This window comes from Microcoleus sp. CAWBG640 (assembly GCF_020883015.1).
GTDB classification, from domain to species: domain Bacteria; phylum Cyanobacteriota; class Cyanobacteriia; order Cyanobacteriales; family Microcoleaceae; genus Microcoleus; species Microcoleus anatoxicus.
Window position 1 is genome coordinate 20529 of record NZ_JAHRFC010000012.1, and the last position, 22010, is coordinate 42538.

Annotated in this window: 15 protein-coding genes and 1 tRNA gene; 13 read left to right on the forward strand and 3 right to left on the reverse strand. The window is 47.2% G+C overall.

The window, feature by feature from the left end; genetic code table 11:
• Positions 1-395: 395 nt before the first annotated feature.
• From AAFP11_RS08775 to AAFP11_RS08785, 3 genes are all read left to right on the forward strand, one after another.
• A complete protein-coding gene (locus AAFP11_RS08775) occupies positions 396-2384 on the forward strand; it encodes a hypothetical protein (RefSeq protein WP_341736702.1) in 1989 nt (662 codons plus the stop codon).
• Positions 2385-2799: 415 nt separating this feature from the next.
• The gene (locus tag AAFP11_RS08780) at positions 2800-3552 is read left to right on the forward strand and encodes an MORN motif-containing protein (protein ID WP_341736703.1); all 753 of its coding nucleotides are present in this window, start codon (positions 2800-2802) and stop codon (positions 3550-3552) included.
• Positions 3553-3654: 102 nt separating this feature from the next.
• On the forward strand, positions 3655-4365 hold the full coding sequence (locus AAFP11_RS08785; protein WP_341736771.1) for an MORN motif-containing protein: 711 nt from the start codon (positions 3655-3657) through the stop codon (positions 4363-4365).
• Positions 4366-4657: 292 nt separating this feature from the next.
• On the opposite strand, the gene AAFP11_RS08790 is transcribed toward AAFP11_RS08785, so the two are convergent.
• On the reverse strand, positions 4658-6343 hold the full coding sequence (locus AAFP11_RS08790; protein ID WP_341736704.1) for a phospholipase D-like domain-containing protein: 1686 nt from the start codon (positions 6341-6343) through the stop codon (positions 4658-4660).
• Between the two features lie 191 nt (positions 6344-6534).
• On the opposite strand from AAFP11_RS08790, the gene AAFP11_RS08795 reads away from it, so the two are divergent.
• From AAFP11_RS08795 to AAFP11_RS08810, 4 genes are all read left to right on the forward strand, one after another.
• Entirely contained in the window at positions 6535-6936 is a 402-nt protein-coding gene (locus AAFP11_RS08795; protein ID WP_341736705.1) for a hypothetical protein, read from the forward strand.
• 67 nt (positions 6937-7003) lie between these two features.
• Positions 7004-8173: a cysteine desulfurase family protein gene (locus AAFP11_RS08800; protein WP_341736706.1), complete on the forward strand. Its 1170-nt coding sequence runs from the start codon at positions 7004-7006 to the stop codon at positions 8171-8173.
• A 7-nt stretch (positions 8174-8180) separates the two neighbouring features.
• Positions 8181-8381 carry a hypothetical protein gene (locus AAFP11_RS08805; RefSeq protein ID WP_341736707.1) on the forward strand — a complete coding sequence of 67 codons (201 nt, stop codon included), beginning with the start codon at positions 8181-8183 and terminating at the stop codon, positions 8379-8381.
• Positions 8382-8552: 171 nt separating this feature from the next.
• On the forward strand, positions 8553-9200 hold the full coding sequence (locus AAFP11_RS08810) for a hypothetical protein (protein WP_341736708.1): 648 nt from the start codon (positions 8553-8555) through the stop codon (positions 9198-9200).
• Between the two features lie 40 nt (positions 9201-9240).
• Here AAFP11_RS08810 and thiL read toward each other — a convergent pair whose 3' ends face one another.
• Together thiL and AAFP11_RS08820 are read right to left on the reverse strand one after the other, a co-directional pair.
• Positions 9241-10482 carry a thiamine-phosphate kinase gene (gene thiL / locus AAFP11_RS08815; RefSeq protein WP_341736709.1) on the reverse strand — a complete coding sequence of 414 codons (1242 nt, stop codon included), beginning with the start codon at positions 10480-10482 and terminating at the stop codon, positions 9241-9243.
• 117 nt (positions 10483-10599) lie between these two features.
• Positions 10600-10684 (reverse strand) — tRNA-Leu (locus AAFP11_RS08820).
• A 210-nt stretch (positions 10685-10894) separates the two neighbouring features.
• Between AAFP11_RS08820 and ndhL the strand changes: the two genes are divergently transcribed.
• From ndhL to AAFP11_RS08850, 6 genes are all read left to right on the forward strand, one after another.
• Complete coding sequence (ndhL, locus tag AAFP11_RS08825) at positions 10895-11110, forward strand: NAD(P)H-quinone oxidoreductase subunit L (RefSeq protein WP_340522086.1); 216 nt, start codon at positions 10895-10897, stop codon at positions 11108-11110.
• Positions 11111-11416: a DUF3007 family protein gene (locus AAFP11_RS08830; RefSeq protein WP_340522087.1), complete on the forward strand. Its 306-nt coding sequence runs from the start codon at positions 11111-11113 to the stop codon at positions 11414-11416.
• Between the two features lie 94 nt (positions 11417-11510).
• Entirely contained in the window at positions 11511-12308 is a 798-nt protein-coding gene (trpA, locus tag AAFP11_RS08835) for a tryptophan synthase subunit alpha (protein ID WP_341736710.1), read from the forward strand.
• A gap of 360 nt (positions 12309-12668) precedes the next feature.
• Positions 12669-14681: an apolipoprotein N-acyltransferase gene (lnt, locus tag AAFP11_RS08840; protein WP_341736772.1), complete on the forward strand. Its 2013-nt coding sequence runs from the start codon at positions 12669-12671 to the stop codon at positions 14679-14681.
• Positions 14682-14902: 221 nt separating this feature from the next.
• Entirely contained in the window at positions 14903-15829 is a 927-nt protein-coding gene (locus AAFP11_RS08845; RefSeq protein WP_341736711.1) for a metal-dependent phosphohydrolase, read from the forward strand.
• 171 nt (positions 15830-16000) lie between these two features.
• Positions 16001-21931: a Calx-beta domain-containing protein gene (locus tag AAFP11_RS08850; RefSeq protein WP_341736712.1), complete on the forward strand. Its 5931-nt coding sequence runs from the start codon at positions 16001-16003 to the stop codon at positions 21929-21931.
• The last annotated feature ends 79 nt before the right edge of the window (positions 21932-22010 follow it).

The window sequence follows — 22010 nt, forward strand, 5'->3', positions numbered from 1 at the left end:
TTACGGAATGAAATTTTCATTCACTATTAAAACGGCAAATTAACATAATTGACCTTTAGATGTCAAGACTATGGACCTTTGCAATAGTTATTGTGGCACAGTTGACACTCGCCCGTCCTAGAAGGACGGGGCTTGAATCCCATTTTTTGGGTCAAACAGCCTGTTCCAGAGGGGCTTTTCTAGATAGGCCTAGGGCTGTGAGGGGAAAAATTGCGGACTCAAGGCGATGGCGATGGTCGGGGTAACGGTGAGAACGGTGGGAATGACACCTGGGGGAACTTGGCAATTGTGAAGCGATCGCATAACATCGAACACAGATAAACTAAAAGCGATAACAGGCTGTAATTGCAAAGCCTTGTTGGATCTTGAAATCAAGCATTTAGGGGCGATCGGCAATGCACAAACTTTTATATTTTGCAACTATAGGACTACTAGCTTTCTCGATCGGAGGCTGTGGTGACGGTGGGGGTGGCAACACAGCCAGCCCCAGCCCCACTCCTGGTGGAGCTTCTCCATCACCGTCAGCAGCAGCTAGCCCCACCCCAGGAACTCAGACTTTCCCGTCTCCAGTCGTAGCCGCTCAGCCTCCGGGGTTAATTCGATCGACTAACCCAGACCAACGGGCACAACAGAGTGCCACAGGGATTGGCGACAACAAGAGCCAGCCCAAAAACCCACCGGCCCCTGGTCAACCCATACCGTCGGGAGCGTTGACACCAAATCCTGCTCAGATAGACCCCTTTGGGCCGCTGCCACCGATCGCAGTTCAAAACCCAGCCGGAGCAGAATCGGTAGGAGTTGCAGCAGGGCCGATGACAGCCAATCCATTGCCCAAACTGGTATCGCGAAAGATTGACCTGCTACCCAAGCTGCCAGAGCTAACTCGCCCTGTCCAAATTGGAGGAACTAAACTCAAAGGCCCCGCCGCTCCCCCAATCAATCTCAGCCCGATCGCCAGAGGTGTTGTCAATGAATTCAGGACGCTTCAGGCTCTGCTGGATGACACCACAAAATACTCTGAGTACGGTACGGATTTGAGTAGATTGGTTCGTACTATTTACGGCAAAGAAGGAGAACAGAGTTCCACCAGACGAGAGTTACTCCTAACTAACCGGCCATTCTTCCGAAGAATAGAAAAGGCTCTGGGTGAATATGAAACAGCCTCAAACTTGTGGAACATTTATGGGGATAAATCACCTCCTGATGCTCTCCGGTGTTCCATTGTGCCGCAAATTGCAGAAGCAATTGAGGTATATCGACCACCGACAGAAAGAAGGGGATCTCTTTCTTGCGTGACGCGAATCAATTTGCTGCAAGCAGTTTGGCGACAGGGAAAGAATAGGCTTGATGCAGCCGTCCGCGATCAAGACTATGAGGCGCGAACAATTGCAAAAGCACCTCTGCTGCCAGTTCTATCCGAAACTCCGACAAATCCTCAACCCGCAGGGGAAAAGGCCCTGGGTAGGGACTTAGCTGCGGTGCCACAAATACCACGCCTTCGCTCTCCACAAAATCCTACTTTGCCGGGAGGCGAGGGAGCGCAACTTGGCAGCCCACGGCAAGTACCGGGAGTAGATGCTCCTCAATTGGCAAGTCGCTCCGAACAGGGTGGTTTGCCAGGAGGCGATGGAGCGCAAGTTGGCTCCCCGCGCCAAGTTCCCGGACTCAATGCGCCTCCGTTTGGTGGTCGCCCCGGACAGCCCGGTTTGCCGGGAGGTGATGGCTCGCAAGTTGGCTCCCCGCGCCAAGTTCCGGGACTCAATGCGCCTCCGTTTGGTGGTCGCCCCGGACAGCCCGGTTTGCCGGGAGGTGATGGCTCGCAAGTTGGCTCCCCACGCCAAGTTCCGGGGATCACTACGCCTCCCTTTGGCCGCCGTCCAAATCCAGCAACAACTGCCGATAGGAATCCGCTGACCGCTAGGAATCCACGCCCGCCCCAGCCAATTGCAGCTAAACCCCTAGGAGTGCCGAATCTACCACCACTGCCAGTAGACAAGCGTCCGCCCCAGTGGGTAGACCCCAATCCGCCTCCAGTCAAGCAAGTGCCGGCAATTCCTGGGCCTCCTCCACCACCTTCTACTGACCTCGCTACAGGCACTGAAGTCAGCGGTGTTGTGAAAGTGGGGAGCGAGACGCAAGTGATTGTCAGAGTACCGAATGAACCAACCAGTCGATATGTCAAAGTAGGGCAGCGGTTGTCTAACGGGCGAGTTTTGGTGAAGCGGGTTGATGTCAAGTCAGGAGCAGACCCGATCGTGATTCTGGAAGAAAACGGCGTTGAAGTTGCTAAAGGAGTTGGGGAAAAAGCTCCAAGTCGTGAACCAAAACCCGCCAATGCAGTTATTAGTCGTCTGCCAAATGCTAATAGAGCGACGGGGCGCTAATAATTGACAGTAAAGCAGCAAAAATGCTAAGGGCAAAAACTTTAATTTTTGCCTTTTTGTATTTAGGGCTGACTTCGATATCAGCCCGCCAAATCTGTTAGTCCTCCCGCCAGTCCGCCAGGGAATGAATTCCCTGTCTAATAGCTAAAGTCCTCTAAAGAGGACTAATGAGTTGAAAATTCTTCTCTTCAGTCCTCTTGAGAGGACTTGAGCTTTGAGGCAGGGGTTTCAACCCCTGGCGGACTATAGGTTCTACCTTAAATTGACACCAATGGGCTCTTGGAGTGTCCCTACAGCCAAGACACAGCAATTAGCGCTCCTGAAAAATCAACATTAGAATTGAAAAATACCAAACATTTCAGCAAGCCTTAACTTCTCTAAAATCCCTATATTTTCAAGTCAAAGGAGATTTCTCATGCTCGGTTCAATTCAAAAATTAGGGATGGTGATATTAGTTGCTTCTTGTATCGGAAGCGCGACTAATCTCTTGAATCCTCAGCCGTCAATTGCTCAACCAAAAGATGAGCCAAAAAAAGAAGAAGGCAAACGTCCTCCCGTATGTCAAGGTAATCCTCCTACGGGGAAAGTGAAATGTAATTATGAGGGGGCCGACAACTACGAGGGAGACTTTGTGAATGGCTTGCCCGATGGTACGGGTGTTTATGTATATGCTAATGGCGATCGCTACGAAGGACAATTTCGCAATGGAGTCCCCAATGGCCGAGGGACATTTATTTTTAAAGATGATGGCCGCTACATAGGCATCTTCCAAGACGGCACGATGAGGTCTGGGACGGTGATTTTTCCCAATGGAGAACGCTACATCGGAGACTTTGGAGTTGTCAGAAATGTTCAGACTAATGTGATTAGTAGCCAACCGGCTGGGCGGGGTCAATTTTTTTACTCCAATGGCGATCGTTATGAAGGACTATTCTTTGCAGGTTCACCCTTTGGGCCAGGGCTATTGGTGCGGGCAGACGGAACTCGCTGCTCAGGTAGTTTTTTTAATCTAGGACTTGATGCTTCCGTTACCTGCACTTTCCCTAATGGTACGCGCTATGAAGGAGAATTGCGAAAGGGATTGCCTCACGGTGTCGGGACGATGATCGACGCTAGTGGCAGACGCTTTCCGGGGGTATTCCGCAATGGCAAACCGGGACTTTCGTAAATCATAAATTGAGCCTTTAAGGCCAGTTTTGAGCGGAAATCGGACAAACGACAAATGACGAAGGAAAATAATATCCAGAATCGCATAGGAGAAACTTGGTTAATGATTTCCCGTTTTAAAACCAGTGGAATTGCTTTATTAGTTGCATCAGTTTTGGGCATTGGTAGTTATGCGACTTATCCATTGCCATCAATGGCGCAAGGAGGAGCTAGAACCGGTCGCTGTGTGCCAGCTATCGCTACAGCTAGAGTTCGGTGCGATTATGATAATGGCGATAGCTACATCGGAGACTTAGTTAACGGTTTACCGGGCGGCACGGGGGTGTATATCTACTCTAACGGCGATCGCTATGAGGGGCTGTTCAGCCTTGGCCAGCCAAATGGTCGAGGACAATTTATTTTTAAGGATGATGCTCGCGTCGAGGGCGTATTCCGAAATGGCAGAATTAGTTTTGGGACTGCTATTTTTACTAATGGCGATCGCTACGTTGGGCCGTTTTCTCTCGATTGGAAAGTGGGTACGCCGACTGGACAGGGGCAATTCATTTTTGCTAATGGCGATCGATTTGTCGGTCAATTTTTGGGGGGTAAACCTTTAGGTGCCGGGGTGTTCACCCGCGCCGACGGTACCCGGTGTTCGGGACAATTTTTTAATCAAGAACTCGATGCTAGGGGTAGTTGTGCGTTCTCCAATGGTATCCGCTATGAGGGAGAATTTCGCAAGGGATTGCCTCACGGTAAAGGGATAATTATTGATACCAGTGGTAAGCGTTTTCCGGGAGTGTTCAAGGACGGCCAGCGGCTGACTCGATAAACTGGGAATAAGTGCTATTGACCGCTATTAAGTAAGTCCACTGCCCAATAGATCCAGATCCCTGACTTCTTTAAGAAGTCGGGGAAATCGCATAAAATTGTTAGTTTTCAATGGGTTCGGATTGACTCCTAACTCAGGCAACTTCGTCGCCAATCTTTCGCCCTTTTGTTGTCAAAGTAGGTTCAATAGGTTTCTAGTGAGGACTTGAGTCTTTGATGCTGGGTTGCGAAAGGAAGGATGGAATTTCGGACTGTGAACTTTGTCAGGAATGAAGTCCTGAGTACAAACTTAATTACCAAGTTACTCGATCGCGCCATCTCTCTAAAAGCTTCTCCCCAATGCCCTGCACCCGCGCCACGTCGTCCACAGATGTGAAAGGTTGCTGTTGCCGCGCTGCCATAATCCTTTCGGCTAACTTTGGCCCAACTCCCGGCAAAGTCTCCAATTCTGCCTGACTCGCGGTATTCAAATTAACTAATTTTTTACCAGAAGCAATTGGAAGTTTGGCGGCGACATTTCCCGCCACCACTGTTGAAGATTTGGATGCTAATGGTACTGATTCGCACTCTTTTTTCCTAGCATCAATTCTCTGCTTGATTCGAGGCGGAATTCCCAACATTGCACCTTTGTAAAGCCGATCGAACTCCCGCTCAAAATGGGCTGCAACTACCGGATTGTCGATCGCCAATAGCGTCTCATCATTCCCATGATTTGCCGCCTCACTCCAGTTGTGAGAGCCTGTAATCACGATACTTCCATCTACAACCCCAAATTTGTGGTGCAGGCGATCGCCCTTTGGTAACACAGGCACTCCCACCGTAGTTAGGGGTTGTTTCCAAGGGCGATTGTCCGCTTCCAACTGGCAATGTTCAATCAAAGTCGCCCCCATCATATCCAAACCTTCACTGTAAGAGCGATAAATAAAATTAGAGTCAATTAAAGCTCGCACTGCAACTCCCCGCCTCGCCTCAATTTCCAGAGTATTTGCTAACCGCTGAGCAGAAAAAACAAACAGTGCCAAATCCACTGACTTTTTGGCACGTCCCAAAGTTTTATTAATCAAACTGTTAACACTTTTTTCCCATGGTAATGTCTTGGAAGTCGGCGAAAATTGCACCGCCACATTCCCATTCCCTACTCGGATTTTTTGTACTTGACGAAAGGGCTTTTTAATGCCAAATTTACTGTCTGGTTTACCTCCTGGTCCATCGCCCCACATGATGTTAAATTCTTGAGTAAATATTTGTGCTAATTCAGGATTTTGAATTTTTAATAAATTGTTAGCGTTGCCACGGCTTTCTGCTGTTTTGAAATCACCATGTACATCGCTAGTTGTAAAATTAGCTGAAGTTACAATCACGGTTTTATTGTCAATAATCACAAATTTATGGTGCATCAAGCCGCTACCTTTAGAACCGTCAGCCCTATCATCTATTAAAGGAATAGCTGCATTTTTGAGAATTAGCAAAGCATCATTTTTCTGGATTTCATCGGCACTCAATTTCCCGTCTTTATTGGTATCTGCAAGTTGAACAAATTCCTGGTAGCGATCGCGCTCTCTTTCTGGTAATTTCCCTAACTCCGACGCGGAAAAATCGCTCCAAGGGCGACTATACATATGTTCGACAATCAATCTCACTTTGATCCCAGAACGTTGGCGATCGGCTAAAACTCGCGCTATACCGGGCAAGCGAAACTCCTGCACCGCTACGTCTACCGTCGATTCAGCAGTGGCGATCGCCTCCGTGACCAACTTTTCCAAATCATCTCCAGGTCTAGTTTGCAGACGATAAGGCTCTGTATAACTGGAAGTGAGTGACTGATTGAAGTATACTTGCAACAAAGGGTCTTGAGGCAAAGGAGTCAGACTGGGAGATGATTTAGGCAACTCTTGCTCTCGTTGTCCACAAGCAGCCAGACCGATTGTCAGTAACAAAAGCGAGCACAAACGCAGTAAAATATAAAAAAGTTTATCCACAAAAGTTTAAAAAATCTTGAGGTTATTTATCAGCTTACTGTTCAAATATATTCGATAATGTATGGTTAGAACCTATTAAATTTATGAAAGGGAATAGATTGTACGTCTTTTAAGACTGCCTCGATGCCGGAAGCATCACTGGTAGGGTAGCAGCATTCAGGGGCGTGGATCGAACCCGATACTGCTGCTTTATGGCTAAAAGAAAAACACTTTTTCCGTGCGGTCACAAAGGATATGGTAAAGCGTGTCATCGCTGTACGCAAGAGTTTGCAGCACAGCAGCAGTGCGTCCAACTGCGGGCGGAAAAACAAACCAAAAAACAGGAAAGGGAGGCTTCATTTGCCAGAGATATCATCGATCTCAGAGGTCTGCCAGATCATGTAGTTACTAAAGCACGAGCAATTATAGCAGCTTTGGGTGAAAATAAAAATTACAGAGATTTTGGTGGCAAACGCCTGCGTCACAATCGTTTGATCGTGAGTATTCCTGTAACGCGCAACTACAGAATGCTCTGCGAAGATTGTGGGACGTTCTTGATTCCCCAAAAAGTTTTGTCCCACGAAGACTATAATGTTTGTAAACCGGGAAGTTAGTTAAATAACCAATAACCAATAACAAATAACCAATAACAAATAACCAATAACTAACCTATTTAAAGCCATGCAAATTTATCTCGACTATAGCGCCACGACTCCCACACGCCCAGAATCAATTGATGCGATGCAAAAAGCTATTGCTCAACTGTGGGGAAATCCTTCGAGTTTGCACGAGTGGGGACAAAGAGCTGCCACAGCTTTAGAATTAGCCAGAATGCAGGTAGCTAGCCTGATTAACGCTCTCCCAGAATCGATGATTTTTACTTCAGGTGGTACTGAAGCTGACAACTTAGCCATCCTGGGAATTGCGCGTCTTTATACTACGCCACAGCACATAATTATCTCTAGCGTAGAGCATTCAGCAGTATCAGAAACCGCGCTACAACTTGAACAGTGGGGATGGGAAGTGACTCGCCTACAGGTGGATAAACTTGGGCGAGTTCACCCTTGGGATTTGCAGCAGTCAGTGCGATCGAATACAGTGTTAATTTCCATCATTTACGGACAAAGCGAAGTTGGCACGCTGCAACCAATTGAAGCATTAGGAAAGATCGCCCGCGATCGCGATATCCTGTTTCATACCGATGCAGTTCAAGTTGCTGGCAGATTACCCATCGATGTCCAGAAACTTCCCGTAGACTTGCTTTCCCTTTCCAGTCACAAGCTGTATGGGCCCCAAGGTGCGGGGGCGCTTTACGTGCGTCCTGGTGTAAAATTAGCGCCAATCTTGACTGGTGGTGGCCAAGAATTGAAACTGCGTTCCGGGACGCAAGCAGTGCCCATAATTGTGGGTTTTGGGGTGGCGGCGGAATTGGCATCCCAGGAGATGGATGGGGAAACTGCAAGATTAATTGAATTGCGCGATCGCCTTTTTGACGGATTAGCCCACGTACCTAGTTTAGTACCAACTGGCGATCGATATTGTAGACTGCCACACCACGTCAGTTTTTGCATTGTTTCTCCCGACTGCGACCCAGGAAAAGTGACGGGAAAAACTTTAGTAAGACAGCTCAATTTGGCGGGAATTGGCATTAGTTCCGGTTCTGCTTGTAACAGCGGAAAACTGACACCGAGTTCGATATTATTGGCAATGGGATATAGCAAAACAATGGCTATTTGCGGCATTCGGTTGAGTCTGGGACGGGAAACAACGGAAGCTGATATTGATTGGACTGCCAAGGCGATCGAGCAAATTTTGGAGAGATTAATTCCCAAGGTAGCATTATGTAAATAAGCTACCAATGACGTTGAAATCGTTTACAGGATGGCAACGTCAACAAGAACAATTAGAAGCGATCGAACAAATAGACGGTTGGATCAGTCCCAGACTGGGCGTCCGGTTCCAGTTATCTGACAAGGGACTCGAAATGTTTGACCCGTCGCGATCGCAAGCTTTAGAATCAAGACTCCGAGAAATGGGAATCGATCCAAATCAATTGTAATAGATGATGCGGCGATTTCAATCGCCGACTCCATTCTTTCTACACATAACCAAAGAAACCGGGTTTTTTCCAGAGTTTTCGCCTGTAACCAAGTCTGTCGCAAAAACCCGGTTTCTCGTCACCGACCAATCATGATAAAATACATTCCGGTGTTATTGACAACTCTCCACAATGGAAAAAAACCGCGCCCAAGCCTATCTCCAATTAATTCACAGCTTGCTGAATTGCCCCAAGGTCGAAGAACCGCAGATATTACAGGATAACTCAGAATTGTTGGATCGCGGATTTCTGGAAACTTGCGAGTTAGTAGCATCAACCTTGGCTCAACAAGGAGGGGAAAATGGCGCTCAATTTCTGCGAAATCTGGCCCGTGAGCTAGGGCAATTTATGGATATGAATGATGACGGAGATAGCAATATATCTGAAGGTGAAAATTTTCAAGAATATGCAAACTTCTTCCTAGAATTATTGCAAGCAGAACAAGCTAGCAATAGCGATAGTGCAGTAATTTTCCCCATGCTAGCTCAACGGCAACATCTCCTCAATGACAGTTTTGCCCGGACTTTAGAGCAAGTTTCTTTTAAGTTACTGGACGGTGAAAATTCAGAAACAATTAGCTCAATTATTGGCCTAATTGAAAGTTTGAGTGGTCATATTAGTGAGTTTAGCAGCGGTAATAAAGAGAAGAATATGGAAATTGCCATTACTGGTTATCAAATAGTTTTAAGTAATCGGGAACCGGGGAGCGAAAAGTTTGCTCAAACTCAACAGAATCTGGCTACTGCTTACAGTAACAGAACCAATGGTTCGCCGGCTTGACTCAACCCTCGCCCAAGTTCCTAGGCTGACAAGAGATTATTTAGAAGTGCTGAAATCCTCGATCGAGCTTTAATACAACATCAGGATAAATACCGCTGCTATCAGTCAACCAGATATCCGTGCTATCTGTAGTCATTCCCACAATCGCGGCCCCATTTCCGATTTTTTCTACCAATAACTGAGCTTGCACCAGTGGCAAAAACAGCACTAACTCAAAGTCTTCCCCGCCGTACAATGCCCATTCTAAAGCTGTTTCAGTTGATATAAGTTCGCTGAAAATATGGGGAATTGGTATTTTGGGGCGATCGACTTTTGCGCCAACACCGCTAGCCAGACAAATTTGAATAATCGCATCTGCTAAGCCATCGCTACTGTCCATTCCGGCGATCGGAATTGGGGAATTAACCCCCCCCGGCCCCCCCTTGCTAAGGGGGGGAGAATTTAGATCCTCATTCATCAGCGTGGGAGAATTAACCCCCCCCGGCCCCCCCTTGCTAAGGGGGGGAGAATTCAAATCCGGCTTCCCTTCCTTACCCAGGGGGGGAGAATTCAAATCCGGCTTCCCTTCCTTACCCAGGGGGGGAGAATTCAAATCCGGCTTCCCCCCCTTAGCAAGGGGGGGACTGAGGGGGGGTTCCATCCCATCTTCACAACCCAAGATTTCCCAAAGCACCGGCAAAACATCCAGCCGCGGTTGAGGGCGCTGGTGGGCTAGAATCAAAGTAGCCCGATCGCCTGTGGTGAGATTTTGCCCAAATTCAGGATTCAACAGCAACTCCAATCCAGCGCGAGAGGCCCCGTGAACACCCGTAGCCACAATCGCCCAGCCCGATCGCGCCTGTGACCTACTAATGATACGATCGCGCTCAACCTCCCCAAAAGCCGTAATCGCCACAGTCACAACGGGCGATCGTACAACATCTCCCCCGGCGATCGGCGTCTGATACACTTGCAAACAAGCCGTCATCCCCCGATAAAACTCTTCCACCCACAGCACAGCCGTATCCGCCGCCACAGCCAGGGCTACTGTCACCCCCAGAGGTCTTGCTCCCATCGCTGCCAGATCCGACAAATTCGCGGCTGCCGCGCGCCATCCTGCATCATAGGGGCTGGTAGTGCGATCGCTAAAATGCACTCCATCCACCAACATATCCGTCGTCACAGCCAGAGATTGGTTGGGACTTGTCACCATCACAGCGCAATCATCACCGACTATCTCTGGGGGGCAGAATTTTTGCAATATTTTTAAAAGACCTTGTTCTCCGATATCTTTAATGACCATAATTTTTAATTCATCCCAGAGGGAAGAGAGCTTCTTATGGTTATGATGAGCGGCAAACAAAAATCTCGGTCAATCAGTAAATCTGAGAGTCTTGACTCACAAAGCATCGAATTTGAATGGGGGTGGAGGGACTTGAACCCACACGACCGTTTCGGGTCAACGGATTTTAAGTCCGTAGCGTCTACCATTCCGCCACACCCCCTGATTTAAGTTACTGTAGCAGGATTATGCCCCCACAGACAACCACAGCTTTATACAATACAACCAAAACCCTATTTTACGCAACCCCTAATCTAAAATTTCTCAAAAACCGCGCTGCATCCCCCTAAGCGGTACAATAATCAATCAGTGTGTCCTAGGCGATCGCGCCTATCTCACCTACCGCCTGTAATTATTCCCCTAAAGCAAATCTATGTATATTACCCTACTGCTGTACGCCGTCTTGGCGGGAGCTTATCTCCTGGTAGTACCCGCAGCTACCTACGCCTATCTCAACAGCCGCTGGTACATTGCTACTTCTTTGGAACGGGCGTTCATGTACTTCTTGATGTTCTTCTTTTTCCCAGGTATGTTTCTCCTAGCTCCATTTTTAAATTTTCGCCCCAAACGGCGGCAGATAGAAGCCTAAATGCGACGTATAGACGTAATTGGAATCACACTCGGTGTCTTTGTGGCTGGTGGGTTAGCCTACTTGTTGCTGCAATTGGCGGGACTCGACAGCACCAAGGCTGGTATCTGGAGTCAATTATTTTTGGTGGCCGGCTTAATTGGATGGCTGGCTACCTATCTATTTCGAGCTGTTACTCAAGGTATGACCTACAGTCAGCAACTGAAGGACTACAAAGAAGCAGTATTGCAGAAGCAGCTTGATGCACTGACTCCCGAAGAATTGGCAAAAATTCAAGCTGAAATTGAACAGGAAAAAAATAATTAGTTATTTGTTATTAGCGGCGTCCTTCGACTACGCTCAGGGCGCGGTGCTGCCAATAACCAATAATCAATAACCACTGACTAATAACCAATAACTAATGACTATTTCTAATTGCTTTGAAAACCTGCGCCAAAAAAATCAGTGCGCTTTAATCCCTTTCATTACTGCTGGCGACCCCGACTTGGAGACAACGGCCAAAGCACTGCAAGTTTTGGATGACAACGGTGCTGATGCGATCGAACTTGGTGTTCCCTATTCCGACCCCCTGGCTGACGGGCCAGTCATTCAAGCTGCTGCTACCAGGGCTTTGCAGCACGGAACTCGCTTAGATGACGTGCTGGAAATGGTCGCCAAAGTTAGCCCTAATTTGCGATCGCCCATTATTCTGTTCACCTACTATAACCCGATTTTGTATCGAGGTGTAGAAACTTTCTTGCAGCAAATCAAAAGTGCCGGAGTCCAGGGATTAGTAGTACCAGATTTGCCCTTAGAAGAAGCCGAAACCCTAATTCAACCAGCCAACAAATTAGGCATTGAACTCACATTATTAGTTGCTCCCACAAGTCCCAAAAGCCGCATAGAAGCTATTGCTAAGCAGTCTCAAGGATTTATTTACTTAGTCAGCGTCACCGGCGTTACAGGAGTGCGGGATGGATTAGAAAAGCGAGCAAAAGAGTTACTGCAAGAACTGCGCAGCGTCACCGAAAAACCCATCGGCATCGGTTTTGGAATTTCGACACCGGAACACGCTCGTCAAGTGAAAGAATGGGGCGCAGATGCTGCCATTGTGGGCAGTGCTTTTGTCAAACGTTTAGCTGATGGCACTCCAGAACAGGGTTTAGAATCTATCGCCCAATTCTGCAAGAGTCTCAAAGCAGCAATTCAAAATACTTAGCCACCTTGCCGATAATTTCTATCATTAGATAGATGCCGGAGTGCGATCTAGCTTGCCATAATTGCTCCTAAAGACATTGTTGTACTTGAGATAAAAGGTTTTCTTCCTTTAGGTTTCCGACCTGAAGGGAGGTTTTTTTGAGATAACAAAGCGCGTAGTAATATCAATTCCGGTTGTATCGGAATGATTTAACCGCGAAGGCGCGAAGTACCCGAAGCAAGAGAAGAGAGAGTTTAATACAGGACGATGAAGAGAGGATTTTATATAAGTAGCTCATTTAATAAACGCAAATTTCAAAAAATCGAGGTGAATACACCTCAGAAATTAGGATGGGCGATCGCACTTTTGGGCGGTATTGTGATGGGATTGACAACCGCACCAGTAAATGCTTGGCTTTTGGCTTGGTTCGCCTTAGTTCCCCTCTGGGTTTTGGTTGTAGATTACCAACAGCCAAAACAAGAAGTAAACAAACAAAAATTCTTTTTTATTCCCTCTTCCTTGTTCCTTCTTCCTTTACTCTGGGGAATTGGCTATCACGGATTAGCTTTGTCTTGGATTATGGGAATTCACCCCATGACTTGGTTGGGGGTTCCGTGGTGGCCTAGTTTAGCGATCGCACTTTTTTGTTGGGCATTCATCACTCTCTGGGGAGCCGCCTTAGTTGCTGTTTGGGCATGGCTATTTGTAACTTTCAACTCCCTCTCTTCTTTCCCCCCTAGGGGGGGGCTGGGGGGGGTTCTTCTTAACTCCCCCATTTTTAAAAGGGGAACTCTTCACTCCCCCCCTTTACAAGGGGGGGCTGGGGGGGGTAACTCCAAATTCTCATCATTAATTCGTGTTTTAATTGGCACGGCATTATGGTGTGCTTTAGAAAGTTTTTGGAGTCAAGGTTCGCTGTGGTGGACATCACTATCTTACACCCAAAGCCCCCACAATTTAGCTATTTTACACCTCGGTCAACTCTCTGGGCCGAGTGCAGTAACGGCGGCCATTGTAGCAGTAAATGGGTTAATTGCTGAAGCTTGGATGGAAGGAAGAAGAACCACCCCCTACCCCCAAGGAAGAACCACCCCCTACCCCCAAGGAAGAACCACCCCCTACCCCCAAGGAAGAACCCCCCCCTACCCCCCCCTAGGGGGGATGGAAGAAGAAACCACCCCCTACCCCCCCCTAGGGGGGAAACAAGAAGAAACCACCCCCTACCCCCCCCTAGGGGGGAAACAAGAAGAAACCCCCCCCTACTCCCCCCTAGGGGGGAAACAAGAAGAAACCCCCCCCTACTCCCCCCTAGGGGGGAAACAAGAAGAAACCCCCCCCTACCCCCCCCTAGGGGGGAAACAAGAAGAAACCCCCCCCTACCCCCCCCTAGGGGGGATGGAAGAAGAAACCCCCCCCTACCCCCCCCTAGGGGGGATGGGGGAAGGAAGAAGGAAGAATTGGATTACTTATTTGTTACCGGGAATTTTGTGTTTAATTTTGCATATTGTGGGGTGGAGTTTATATAATCGCCCCTTAATTGAAGAGCCGGGAATGGCGTTAAAAATAGGAATTATTCAAGGTAATATTCCGAACGAGATTAAGTTTGACTCCCAGGGCTGGCGTCGGGCCTTGGAAGGTTACACGGCGGGATACAAACAGTTAGCAGATAGAGGCGTGGATGTTGTGCTAATTCCAGAGACGGCTTTGCCTTTTTTCTGGACAAATGACTATCAGCGTTCTACTCTGTCTTTTTATCAAGCAATTCTCGATCGCGGTATTCTCGCTTTGGTGGGAGGCTTTGGACAGGAAGGGGATGGTATGACTAATAGCTTATTGGCGATCGACAAAACCGGAGAAATCATCAGCCGCTACGATAAAACCAAGCTCGTACCTTTAGGCGAATATATCCCATTTTACGAAATCTTAGGGGGGATGATCAATCGGCTTTCTCCTTTAGACGCGCATTTAGTACCGGGAAATCCCAAACAATTGTTTGATACGCCTTTTGGCCGCGCGATTGTCGGTATTTGTTACGATTCAGCGTTTTCAGAAATTTTTCGATATCAGGCGGCGAATGGGGGCGAATTTATGCTAACAGCTTCCAATAATGCTCATTATAAACCGCCGATGTTGGCTCAGCACCATGCTCTTGATGTGATGCGGGCAATTGAGACGGATCGATGGGCGGCGATCGCAACTAATACGGGTTATTCTGCTTTTGTGAATCCTCACGGTGAGACGCTGTGGATGTCGGGAATTAATACTTATGAAGTCCAAGATGCTACTATTTATCGCAGGCAAACTCAGACTTTGTATGTACGGTGGGGCGATTGGTTGATGCCTGTATTGTTAGTTTTGGCTGGCTTGGCCGTAGTTTGGTACCGAATCGTCTAAATTATTTTAAAGCTGTTTTCAAAGATTTATTTCTTGGTTTATGCGCTAATTTTAGGGATTTGTAAAAGTAAATACATCTATTGATTTAGGATTGCTATAGTTAATGTTTGTTTAAATTTTGTTTAAAAGTTTAGTTGTCTGCGATAAATCCAGTTTCAATACTTGCTATAAATAGACCATGAGTTATCATTAAAAAAACCTTCGTCTTGTCGATTGAGAGTATGACTGCCATTCCTCAAGCTCAATCTAAGTTGATTCACCACTGTATTAAATATCTCACGACTGAGTATCAGTATATTTACGGAGAAGAACAGCGGGAATATCTCGATTTATTTAGTTTGATAGGTCCACAGATTCTAGAGGCGATCGCGAATTGCGATGCGCCCTATCACAATCTAGAACACACTGTTCAAGTGGTTTTAGTTGGTCAGGAAATTCTCTCTGGCAAACTCCTTTGCAAAGAACAGGTTTCTGCCCATGATTGGCTGAATTTCATTGTGTCTTTACTTTGCCATGATATTGGCTACCTGAAGGGAATTTGCAGCCAGGATTGCATGGCAGAACATATTTTCGTGACAGGGGTTGATGGTGATAGTATTAACATTTCTCCGACAGCTACGGGTGCTAGTTTAACACCATATCATGTGGATCGTGGTAAGTTGTTTGTAATTGAAAATTTTAGTAAGTATGAGTTGATTAATTTAGATATTATTCAATTAAATATTGAATTAACTCGTTTTCCTGTTCCTAAAGACCACTTACACCAAGACACACTTGATTTTCCGGGTTTGACTCGCGGGGCTGATTTAATTGGTCAGTTATCCGATCCATCTTATCTGTTTAAGTTACCTGCTTTATTTTCCGAGTTTGAAGAAGTAGGTAGTAATAAGTTATTGGGATACTCAAATTATCAAGATTTAAGGGCTGGTTATCCTCGGTTTTACTGGCACGTTGTATCTCTTTATCTGAAAGATAGTATTCGCTATTTGGAGATGTCTCCCTCTGGTTGTGCCATTCTGGATAATTTGTATGGCAACCGCACTACTGTAGAAAAAGAGCTAGATTGTCTTTATAGTGGTAGCAAGACTAATATTTTTAAGAGTTTGTCAAGTTGGTTAAATAAACATTATAGCAATGAGATAATTTGAGATAAAACTAAGGAACACTATATGCCAGTTGCGTAAGTCGTGTGGGTATGCAGTTTTTTGGTTTTGTAGTTATTAATTGTTACTTAAATAAACAGTTACTATTCCTTAACGTTAGCATCGTAGTATCTGTCTTTGGGAGTGAACAACGATCGCAAATTGGGAAAAAGTGCTATGGCCACCAAGTTAATTATTTCGGGCTACATGGCAAATCCAGCCGGTACAGATAGCCCTTACGAGTATTTGCAGGTAATTGCTACAGAGGCGATCGACTTTGCAGCGACTCCCTACACCGTGGTGTGGGCAAATAATGGAACTGCACTCGCCAACGGATGGGTTAGCGGGGCTGCTTTGACTTACGGTTTCAGTATTAATTCAGGTACTCTCACTAAGGGACAAGTTGCTTATGTAGGCGGTTCGGGCAAGCTAATTAATGGTGTAGCCACTACAGATATTTCTGGGGCAAATTGGCTGAAAACTATCAATACAGGCACAACTGCGGGTGAGGGTTTTGGAGATTTTAACAGTGGCGGAGTGCTAGGAAATGGAGGCGCTAATGCTGACGGGATTGCGATTTTTGATGTTCCGATCGCCAGTATTACTAGCACCACTGTTCCTGTTGATGCTGTATTTTTTGGCACGGGTGTAGGGACTGCAAATCCAGCTACTGGCGGTTATGTATTGCCTACAAGTGATATCTACAAGAATGCCCAGGGAACTTTTGGGGATGGAACTAATACAACTCTTTTTCCCGATCCGGCGGGCGGGGCATTTACTAAGTTAACTGGCACTTACAATGCTGTTACGGGTACTTGGACGACTCCGCGCACAGCTACGACTGTGACTAATCCTACTGCATTGACAGATATTGCTGCTGCCGTGACGATCGCCACAACCACTCCTTTACCCGACTTAACCATCACCAGCAGCGCCCCGGCTAATGCAACTGTCAACAATCCCTTCAACTACACGCTGACATTGGCTAACAGCGGTACTGCTGCGACAGGAGTTAGCGCCAAATTTACTTTACCTGCGGGGGTGACATACAACTCGGCCAGCGGTACGGGTTATACAGTCAGTCAAGCGGCTGGAGTCGTTACTTTTACTGGCGGTGCGATCGCGGCTGGCGGCAGCGTTCCCCTGACTGTTAATGTGACTCGTACTACTGCGGGCACTGTCACCAGTGCTATAGGTGACGCAGTTGCCGATCCGGGAAGTGCGATCGCCGAAAGCAACGAAACCAACAATTCCTCGACTACCGCCGTCACTACAACTGTGACAGCGACTGCTAACACTCCGCCGACGATCGCACCGAGTGCAGCTTCTACATTTTTAACAGTTCCTAGCTTGTCTGGCGTCATCAACGACCCCACAGATCCGGCTAAGAATTTCGGCGTTAACTTTACTCTAGCTGATGCCGAAACTGCTGTTGCCAACCTGACATTAACCGCAACCAGCAGCAACACTGCTGTGGTTCCCAATGCCAATTTAGCTATTAGCGGAACTGGCGCAAGTCGCAATCTAAAAATCAATCCTGTGGGTGTCGGCTATGCTGACGTGACTGTAACTGTAAGTGACGGTATAAACACAACATCTACTGTTCTGAAATACGCGGCTTCGGCTGCTTCTGTCACTCCGACAATTAGCCGTTTTCTGACTGGAACAAGCGATGCGAGTACGGCGATCGCGATCGACTCTAACTATATGCTAGTTGGCGACGACGAAGACCAAGCCCTTCGTTTGTACGATCGGGCCAATTCCGGTTTACCAGTCAAAAGCTTTGACTTTACCAACTCTCTTGGTTTGACGGATATCTCCGGCGGCCTTCCCAGAGAAGTGGACATCGAAGCTTCTACCCGACTCGGCAACCGCATTTACTGGATGGGTTCCGAAAGCAACGCTAGCAGCGGCAACTCGCGGCCGAATCGCAACCGCTTGTTTGCTACCGATATCTCCGGTAGCGGTGCGACAACCAATCTGACTTTTGCTGGCAGATACGACAACCTGAAAGGCGATTTGATCGCGTGGGGAGATACTAACGGTTTCAATTTTACTGCTAGTGCGGCTGCGGGCAAAATCCCAGAAGCTACTACCTTAGACGGTTTCAATATCGAAGGTTTGACGTTTGCACCTGACAACACTACTGGCTATGTGGCATTCCGGGCTCCGCAAGTTCCAGCAAGCGATCGCACAAAAGCTTTGATCGCACCGATTACCAACTTTGCCAGCTTGGTAACGGGAACCGCTACTAGCGCCACAATTGGTGCTCCAATTCAACTAGATTTGGGCGGGCGCGGAATTCGCAGTATCGATCGCAATGCTAACAACGAATACCTAATTGTTGCCGGCCCTGCTGACAGTGCTACGGGTACTGCGCCGAAAGATTTCCGGTTGTATACTTGGACTGGGAATGCTGCTGATGCGCCTCAAGTGCGATCGGCAAACTTGACTGCTTTAAATGCAGGTGGCAGTTTTGAATCAATTGTCGAAGTGCCGAATAACTTAACCGATAGCAGTCAGATTCAGCTATTAGTTGATAACGGCGACAATCTGTGGTACGGCGACAATGTTATCTCCAAAGATTTGCCCCAGGAAAACTTCCAAAAATTCCGCAGCGATATCGTAACTTTGGGTAGTTCTCCGGTTCGTATCCGCAACATTCAAGGCGCAAGTCACACATCATCTTTAGCCACTCAAACTGTTAGCAATGTTCCAGGTGTAGTCACAGCCTTAATCGCCACTGGTAGCGGTCGCGGTTTTTATATGCAAGACCCGACTCCCGACACCGGGGCTAATCCAGATTCTACATCGGAAGCGATTTTTGTGTTCTTGGGAAGTTCGACAATACCCAATCCGACAGTCGGACAATCGGTACAAGTAACTGGTCGAGTTGATGAATTCCGCCCTGCTAACAACGCCACCAATCTTACCACTACCCAAATTAATGCTACGGTTACTGGGGCTGCTGTAGGTGCGATCGCATCTTTAGGAACAATTACTCCAACTATCATTGGTACCAGTGGCCGAATTCAACCGACAACCTTCATTCAAAACGACTTCACTACTGCCGGCAATGTAGAAACTGGCGGCGATTTTGACCCAACAACTGAAGGCATCGACTTCTACGAAAGTTTAGAATCAATGCTGGTACAAGTCAACAATCCAGTAGTTGTCGGCCCAACAAACAACTTTGGCGAATTCTATGTTTTGCCAGATAACGGTGTGAATGCTACGGGCCGAACAAGTCGCGGCGGGATTGCCGTTTCTGCTACTGATTTTAATCCCGAACGGATTCAAATTGACGATACTCTGCTGAATCCTCCCACCAATGGCAGCTTGTCACCTGTTACCAACGTCGCCGACAAATTAAGCACAGTTACGGGCGTTATCGGTTACAGTTTCAGCAATTACGAGCTTTTAAATACCACTCAAATTCCTCAAGCCAGCGTTACATCTGGCGGGCTGACTAAGGAAGTTACAAACCTAACTGGAAATGCCACCCAGCTAACAGTTGCTACTTTCAATGTCGAGAATTTAGACCCCAGCGATACTGCCAAATTCCCAGCCATCGCCAGCCGCATTGTCACCAATCTCAAAAGTCCTGACATTATTAATGTGGAGGAAATTCAAGACAACAACGGCGCAACCAATGACGGTGTAGTGGCGGCAGATACAACTTACAACACCTTAATTACGGCAATTAAAACAGCGGGCGGCCCGACTTATGAATTCCGGCAAATTAACCCGGTAAACAACCAAGACGGCGGCGAACCGGGCGGCAATATTCGCGTCGGATTTTTGTTCAATCCCAGCCGCGTTACTTTTGTCGATCGCACTGGCGGCACTTCCACAACCGCAACAACGGTTAACACCGTCAGTGGCGCGCCCGCACTGTCAGCAAGTCCCGGCAGAATTGACCCTACCAATGCAGCATTTAATACCAGCCGCAAGCCTCTAGTCGGTGAATTTCAATTCAACGGCCAATCGGTGTTTGTAATTGCCAATCACTTCAACTCAAAAGGAGGCGACCAACCGCTTTTCGGTCCCAATCAGCCACCAGTTCTAACTTCAGAAACTCAGCGCCTGCAACAAGCACAAATTGTCAACAATTTTGTGGATAGCATTTTGGCAGTTGATGCCAATGCGAATGTAATTGTTGCCGGAGATTTGAATGATTTTGCATTTTCCGAACCGCTGAATGTGGTGCGGGGAATTCCCGGCGGTAGTGGCACTGCGGTACTGCAAAACTTAATCGAAACTCTGCCGATAAATGAGCAGTACACCTATAATTTTCAAGGCAACGCGCAGGTTCTCGACCACATTTTAGCTAGCAATAACTTAGCTAAAAATTTAGCCGGATTTGATGTCGTTCATATTAACTCAGAATTTGCCGACCAAGACAGCGACCACGATCCGAGTGTCGCCCGGTTTAACATTGCCTTACCGACTGTCACTATTACTGCGACAGACGCAGCAGCAGCCGAATCTGCTGCAAATCCTGGTGTTTTCCGCATTACGCGATCGGGCAGTACCGCACTCCCACTAACAGTCAATTATACTGCTGCTAGCGGTATCGGCTTTGCCACCAGCAATGATTACACACCAAATTTAACGGGCAACATTATCATTCCGGCTGGTCAATCTTTTGTAGATGTTACTATTACTCCAATTGACGATACCCTTGTGGAAGGTAGCGAGGCTGTGAAGCTGACTTTAGTCGGTGCGGCTGCTTATAATTTGGGGGCTGCTGGTACTGAAACTGCTTCCGTGGCGATCGCCGATAACGATATATCAGCGCCGGGAACCTTTAATTTCAGCAGTGGCACTTACAGCGTTAATGAAAATGGCACAACCCAAACAATTACGGTTAATCGTACAGGTGGCAGCAATGTCTCCGCCTCTGTCAGTTACGGCACTGCTGACGGTAGCGCCACCGCCGGAAGTGACTACACTGCTACATCGGGTACGTTAAACTTTCTTTCTGGTGAAACTAGCAAAACTTTCACTATTCCCATTACTAACGACACCTTAGTAGAAGGTAATGAAACTGTAAATCTCAGCTTGACAAATGCCACAAATAATGCTAGTTTGGGAAATCAGAAAACGGCGATTTTGACTATTGTGGATACGACGGCGACTCCAACGCCAACCCCCACGCCGACTCCTACTCCCACGCCTACACCAACGCCTACTGGTACGCCCACACCCGATCTAACCTGCATTGGCGATCGCATTGAACGACCAAACCTCGATCGACCAAATCCAGTCGATAATATCATCAACGGCAATTCCGGCATCCCGATCGGTACTCCCAAAAATGACGGTTATTTTGGCAGCAACAGCCCCAATATATTCGATGCCAAAGCAGGTAACGACAACCTAATTGGTGGCAACAGCGCCGACATTTTAAACGGCAACGAAGGCAACGATTTCATTAACGGCTACAAGGGAGACGATATCCTGTTGGGTGGCAAAGGAAACGACATCATTCTTGGCGGTTTTGGTAAAGATGTTATTTTCGGAAATCAAGGAAACGATTCACTTAACGGGCAAGAAGATGATGACTTAATCTTGGGTAATGAAGGTAACGATTTTATCGATGGCGGTAAAGGAAACGATACTTTATTCGGCGGAAACGGTGAGGATTTAATGCTAGGTAGCGAAGGCAATGATACTCTCTTCGGAGAAGTTGGGGACGATACTTTGTCTGGCGATGCCGGAAATGACCTAGTTTATGGCGGTCAAGGCAATGATTTAATTGACGGCGGTAAGGGCAATGATTCGATTTATGGAGACCAAGGTAACGATACGCTTCTCGGTTGCGAAGGCAACGATATCTTGTTTGGAGGTTTAGGCAACGACAGCTTAATTGGCGGTTTGGGCAATGACACGTTTGCGATCGGCAATAATCTGGGATTGGATATTATTTCCGACTTTGTGAAAGGAGAAGATGTGCTAGGATTGTCTAGTGGCTTGAGTTTCAACCAATTGGAAATTAGCCAGAGTAATAACAGCACTCTGATTAAAGTGAATGGTATTGCGATCGTCTCTTTAACCGGAGTGAATGCTTCACAAATTGGACTTAACGATTTCCGACTGATTTAAGCAGATCAGATCCTATCTATCGGTAAGGTACGCAGTGCGTACTTTACCGATAAGTAACTCCGAAGTTTTTATCTTAATT